This is a genomic window from Rhizobacter sp. (assembly GCF_031412075.1).
Lineage (GTDB): Bacteria > Pseudomonadota > Gammaproteobacteria > Burkholderiales > Burkholderiaceae_C > Rhizobacter.
Genome location: NZ_JANOCG010000325.1, coordinates 1 through 4,870 on the forward strand (window position 1 = coordinate 1; position 4,870 = coordinate 4,870).

7 protein-coding genes are annotated in these 4,870 nt (G+C 67.6%); 5 read left to right on the forward strand and 2 right to left on the reverse strand.

Going from position 1 to position 4,870, the window contains the following annotated elements:
- The 5 genes from RMO40_RS11790 to RMO40_RS11810 form a co-directional block, all read left to right on the forward strand.
- Positions 1-466, forward strand: a 466-nt coding sequence (locus RMO40_RS11790; protein ID WP_309721035.1) for a cytochrome D1 domain-containing protein, incomplete at its 5' end; no start/stop codon positions are given.
- A gap of 14 nt (positions 467-480) precedes the next feature.
- A complete protein-coding gene (locus RMO40_RS11795) occupies positions 481-1,059 on the forward strand; it encodes a NapC/NirT family cytochrome c (protein ID WP_309721038.1) in 579 nt (192 codons plus the stop codon).
- Positions 1,056-1,928, forward strand: coding sequence for an ethylbenzene dehydrogenase-related protein (locus RMO40_RS11800; RefSeq protein ID WP_309721041.1), 873 nt, complete (start codon positions 1,056-1,058; stop codon positions 1,926-1,928). Before RMO40_RS11795 ends, RMO40_RS11800 begins: the two co-directional genes overlap by 4 nt.
- A gap of 7 nt (positions 1,929-1,935) precedes the next feature.
- The gene (locus tag RMO40_RS11805; RefSeq protein ID WP_309721044.1) at positions 1,936-2,274 is read left to right on the forward strand and encodes a plastocyanin/azurin family copper-binding protein; all 339 of its coding nucleotides are present in this window, start codon (positions 1,936-1,938) and stop codon (positions 2,272-2,274) included.
- A complete protein-coding gene (locus RMO40_RS11810) occupies positions 2,271-3,086 on the forward strand; it encodes a cytochrome D1 domain-containing protein (RefSeq protein ID WP_309721047.1) in 816 nt (271 codons plus the stop codon). Before RMO40_RS11805 ends, RMO40_RS11810 begins: the two co-directional genes overlap by 4 nt.
- Positions 3,087-3,088: 2 nt before the next feature.
- Here the strand turns inward: RMO40_RS11810 and RMO40_RS11815 are convergent, their stop codons facing one another.
- Both RMO40_RS11815 and RMO40_RS11820 read right to left on the reverse strand, forming a co-directional pair.
- Complete coding sequence (locus RMO40_RS11815) at positions 3,089-3,787, reverse strand: Crp/Fnr family transcriptional regulator (RefSeq protein ID WP_309721049.1); 699 nt, start codon at positions 3,785-3,787, stop codon at positions 3,089-3,091.
- 66 nt (positions 3,788-3,853) lie between these two features.
- A partial coding sequence (locus RMO40_RS11820) for a COX15/CtaA family protein (RefSeq protein ID WP_309721052.1) occupies positions 3,854-4,870 on the reverse strand: 1,017 nt, incomplete at its 5' end.

Here is a 4,870-nt window from a genome sequence, read left to right on the forward strand (position 1 = left end):
GCTGATCTCCACGGCCTCCGACAAGAAGGAGCACGCCAAGTACAAGCAATACAACTGGAAGGTGGTGCAGGAGTTGGCGATGCCGGGCGCGGGCAACCTGTTCGTCAAGACGCATCCGAAGTCGACCCATCTGTGGGCCGACATGCCGATGAACCCCGAGCGCGAAAACGCCGAGGTGAACTACGTCTTCGATATCAAAGACTTGTCCAAGCCGCCGGTGCGCATCGACGTCGCCAAGGACTCCGGACTGCCGGTCACCAAGGCCCTGCGTCGTGCCGTGCACCAGGAGTTCAACCAGGCCGGCGACGAAGTCTGGATCTCGCTGTGGGGCGGCAAGACCGACCAGTCGGCGATCGTGATCTATGACGACAAGACGCTCAAGCTGAAGAAGGTGATCACCGATCCCAAGATGATCACCCCGACGGGCAAGTTCAATGTCTGGAACACCCAGCACGACGTCTACTGAGCCGCGGGTGTGCGATGAAACGACCCGGATTCTGGCAGCGCCTGCGCCGACCCGCAGCGGGCTTTTCGGTCTTGACCTTGCTGCTGATGGGCGGCGCGGGTGGCGTGGTGTTCTGGGGCGGCTTCAACACCGTCGTGGAAGCCACCAACACCGAGACTTTCTGCATCGGCTGCCACGAGATGCGTGACAACGTCTACAAGGAGTACTCAGAGAACACGATCCACTACACCAACCGCACCGGCGTGCGGGCCACCTGCCCCGACTGCCATGTACCCAAGGAGTGGGGGCCGAAGATGGTCCGCAAAGTGCAGGCCACGCGCGAGCTCTACGGCAAGGCGGTGGGCAGCATCGACACACGCGAAAAGTTCGAGGCCAAGCGGCTGCACCTGGCCGAGCGCGAATGGGCCCGCATGAAGGCCAACGACTCGCTGGAGTGCCGCAACTGCCACACCCTCACGAGCATGGACGTCGAGAAGCAGAAGCCGCGCGCCCGCAAGTCGCACGAGCTGGCGATCAAGAACAGCGAGACCTGCATCGATTGCCACAAAGGCATCGCCCACCACAAGCCCAAAGGCATGAAGGAAGACGGATGAAACTGCTCACTCTCAAACCCATCGCCCTGTTGTGTGCCGGCTTGGCCTTCGCCTCGGCCGAGGCCGCCGCGCCCGACTGGGGCAAGGTGCCGGGCAAGACGATTACCGTGTTCTACCCGGGTGCTTCGCCGATCGAATGGATCACCAAGGGCAGCGAGCACGGCGGCGCACGCGCCCTGCGCAAAGGCGAAACCTGCGCCAGTTGCCACCATGACGAAGCCGCCGACATGGGCAAGAAGATGGCCAGTGGCCAGAAGCTCGAGCCCCAGCCCATCAAGGGCAAGGCCGGCTCGATCCCGGTGGTGGTGCAGGCGGCCCACGACGGTGCCAACCTCTACCTGCGATTCGCTTGGAAGCAGCCGGCCGGTGGCGCCGAGAAGATGGACAAGGAGAATGCCGTCAAGCTGGCCTTCATGCTCGAAGACAACAAGGTCGCGGGCGCCAACCTCTCCGGCTGCTGGGAGGCCTGTCACAGCGATGCGCGCACCATGCCCGAGGCCAAGGACGACAAGAAGACCAAGTACGTCAAGGACGCCAGCTTGGCCACTGGCAAGTACTACGACCTGGTGCAGTGGACTAGCGGCAAGGGAGCGAAGTTCGACGGCCACGTGGCCGACAAGCGCGTGATGGAAGGCGGCAAGGGCCTGCTCGAAGCCAAGGGCGAGAAGAAGGGCGACGAATGGGTCGTCGTCTTCACGCGCAAGCTCGCCGGGGGTGGCGACGGCGACATCGCGCTGGTCAGCGGCAAGAGCTACAACTTCGGCTTCGCAATCCACGACGACCATGCTGCGGGCCGCTTCCACCATGTCTCGCTCGGCTACACGCTGGGCCTCGACACCAAAGCCGACATCGGCGCGGCCAAACAGTGAGCCCCCGATGTTTGCGGACCCGTGCAACCGCCGTGACGCCGGCTTGGCGCTGATCGCCGCGGTACTGGCGCCGGTGCGGGCCGCTGAAGCGCCGGTCGAGGTGGTAATCCGGCACTCCACCTTCCAACCCGCAAGCTTGAGCGTGCGCGTCGGCAGCACGGTGCGGTGGCGGAATGCCGAGACGCGCACGTCGCACTCGGTCCTGTTCGGTGGGCCGGACGGCTTCGAGTCGGAGCGGCTGTTGCCAGACGACACCTTCGAGCGCCGGTTCGAACGTGTCGGGCGCCACCCCTACACCTGCGGGCCGCACCCCGAGATGAAAGGCCGGATCGAGGTCGTGCCATGACCCCCCACGCGGCCGGACCGGCTGCCCTCGTGCTCACACTGGCGCTGCTGGCCACCGACGCCAGCGGCAGCAGCCCGGTCTTCGGCAGCGACGACCCCCAGGTCGCGCGGGCCCTGGGTTGCCGCAGCCACGACGGCCGCTGGCGCCTGGCCGCCCATGACGCGCCGCCGACCGTCTTGTTGTTCGACAGCCAGGACCGGTTGCACAGGACCTGGTCGGTCGCCAGCCGCAACGGTCGCACCGTCTCGCGCATCGCCGACATCGTCGATGCACGCACGCGACGCAGTTTCATCGTCGCGTTGCGCGACATCGCCGAGCTGTGGGAGATCTCGTACGACCCGCTTGCCGAAGACTTTCACGACGGCCTGGTGCACGACTTCCGCATGGGCGAAGGCAGCCCCGTGCGCGGGTTCCTGAACCCGCGACGCATTGCCATTCCCGAGCCCCTGTCCAGCCTGTACGTCGACGACGTCTCGACCGAGGTCGTCGGTCTCGCTTATGCCTTGAATCCCGGCAAAGCGACGCTGCACTGGATCAACCTCGACGTGCGGCGACGCGTGGCGTTGCTGCCGCTGGACGGCACGCCGTTGCCGGGCGCGGGCATCGGCTTCGATCGGCACGGCCTGCGCTTGCTGGCGCTGCCGCATGCCCACCACCCGGTGATCGACGTGATCGACGTCAACGCCGCCCGGTTGATCAAGCACCTCGTGTTGCCGGCGGGGGACGCGGCGTCCGCGTGGCTGGTCGACCCGCAGACCCTGGCCACGATGGCCGCGCCGGGCACACCGGCGCCGCGCTGCGGCGCCAATTGACCTCAGCCCGGCTGGTAGGCGGACAGGCGCGATGCGTCGAGGATGCGGATGTCGCGTCGGTCGACTTCGATCAGGCCAGTGGATTCGAGTTCGTGCAGCACCCGTGAGAAGTACTCCGGCGTGAGCGACAGCCGCGAGGCGATGGTGGCCTTGCTGACCGGCAACGAGACGGTGAACACGTCGGTGTGGGCGCCGCCCTCGCTCTGCTGGTCGCGAAGCAGGTAGCCGATCACGCGCTGCATGCCGGTGTGCAGCGCGTACGCCTCGACATCGTGGACCAGGCCATGCAGCCGGCGCGAAATGCCGGCGAGCATGCGCAGCGCGAAGCGGAAGTCGCGCTCGATTTCGCCGAACACCGCCGCCTTGCCGACGCTGAGCAACAAGGTGTCGGTCAGGGCCTGCGCGTTGATGAAGTAGGGCTTGCCGGTGAACATCAGGGCTTCGGCAAAGCTGTTGCCCGGCCCGATCAGCTCGATCACCTTCTCCTGTCCACCCGGCGACAGGGCGTACAGCTTGATCTGGCCCGTGATGGCCACGTGGAACTCTTCGCACGGCTGGCCGACGCGAAACACCATGTCGCCGCGCGTCAACCGGCGCAGCGAACAACCTTCGCCGAGCCGCTCCAGCTCTGCCGGGTCCATCTCCTGGAACAGCGGCAGCACCGCGAGGTAGCGAGACGAATTGAAGACGCGCAGGTCCATGGTGGGGTCGTTTCGCGAAGGGCGGATGATTCTGTGACGGCCTGCGATGGCGCCGTTTGATCGTCGTCAAGCCCAACGCAACACCAGCGCCAGCAGCCCGGCCGAGCCCAGGTTGTGCAGCAGCACCGGCACCAGCGGCAGGCCGGTGCTGCCGACGACGAGGCCCAGCGTCACCACGCCCGCCAGCAGTGCCAGTGCCGCGACGGCCTCGCGCCGACGGCCGCGGCGGTGGGCCAGCCAGGCCACGCCCACGATCGACAGCACGGCGATGCCGCTGCCCGCGCGGTGCAGCAGCTGCGCCAGAGCGCCTTCGGCATGCGGCGTGCCGACTGCGATGGTTGCTTCGAGCCCGGGCCAGAGTGCGCGCCCGTTGAAGCCACCGTACCGGGCCTGCTCGAAGCACTCGCGCAGGTCGCTGCAAGCCAGCCCGGCGTGCGTGGCACTGACCAGCGCCCCGCCGGCCAGCTGCGCTGCCAGCGCCCCCGCAGCGGCGAGCGCGACCCAACCGAGCCTGCGCTCACGCGACATGGGCGGCGTCACCAGGCACGCGGCCAGAGCCAGCATGGCGTGGCCACCGAGCAGGTTGCCGAGGGCCACCGCCGGCAACCGGCTGCCGGGCGTGAACCAGCCCAGCAGGGCGAGCAGCAGGGCCAGAACGAGAAGGACCGACGCCAGCCGCCCCTCGCGCACGAGCCGCGGCGGCCGCACGAAGCTGACCACGACCATCGCCATCACGCTCAGCAGCGCCAGGCTCGCGCTGATGCGGTGCGCCAGCCGGGCCCAGGTCAACGCCTGGCCGCCGAGCAGGAACGCGCCAGCCGCGGCGGGTTCACCTTGCCCGAAGCACGCCGGCCACGGCGCACATCCGAGCCCGGCTGCACGGTGGCGCAGGTACGCGCTGAGGCAGGTGACGGCGACCAACAACAGCAGCGTGATCCAGGCCAGGCCTCGCAGCAATCGGGGGCGGTCGGCGGTGGCAGGCATGCGGCGCGATCGTAGACGCGCGCTGCGCGCAGCCGGGTTGCGATCGATCGCTTCCTTGTTGCAGATCAAGTGCACGCCCTGCCCTCGCGCAACAGAATC